Genomic DNA, 490 nt, shown 5'->3' with positions numbered 1-490 from the left:
GCCGTAGCGCTTGTGGAGGTCGTCGACGAAGAGCTTGTGCATCTGGGTATTCATCTGAGGCATGTCCGGGCGAAACTCATTTGCCTTGCGGGCGCAGATACGCGAGCCAGCGGCGTTCGGCGCGGCGGAACAGCCACACGAGCGTAAACGAGATCGCGAGGTAGAGAAGGGCGGCGATGCCGAACGCGTGGAACGACATGTAGGTCGCCGAATTGACGTCGCGCGCGATCTTCAGGATATCGGGCACGGTCGCCGTGAACGCGACCGTCGTCGCATGCAGCATCAGGATCACCTCGTTGCTGTAGAGCGGCAGCGCGCGGCGCAGCGCCGAAGGCAGCACGATCCGGCGATACAGCGTGAAGGTCGACATCCCGTAAGCGCGGGCCGCCTCGATCTCGCCGTACGACGTCGCCTTGATCGCGCCCGCGAAGATTTCGGTCGTGTACGCGCAGGTGTTCAGCGTGAACGCGAGCAGCGTGCAGTTCATCCC

1 protein-coding gene is annotated in these 490 nt (G+C 63.7%); it reads right to left on the bottom strand.

The window, feature by feature from the left end; all coding sequences use genetic code 11:
• Positions 1-76: 76 nt before the first annotated feature.
• On the bottom strand, positions 77-490 hold a 414-nt coding region (locus J5M58_RS26450), incomplete at its 5' end, for an ABC transporter permease subunit (RefSeq protein WP_207880314.1).

The sequence above is a fragment of the Pseudomonas sp. 32_A genome, from assembly GCF_017490905.1.
In the GTDB taxonomy this organism is placed as follows: domain Bacteria; phylum Pseudomonadota; class Gammaproteobacteria; order Pseudomonadales; family Pseudomonadaceae; genus Aquipseudomonas; species Aquipseudomonas inefficax.
The sequence above is the reverse complement of the archived record's forward strand: the minus strand, read 5'-3'. Positions and strand labels throughout refer to the sequence as shown.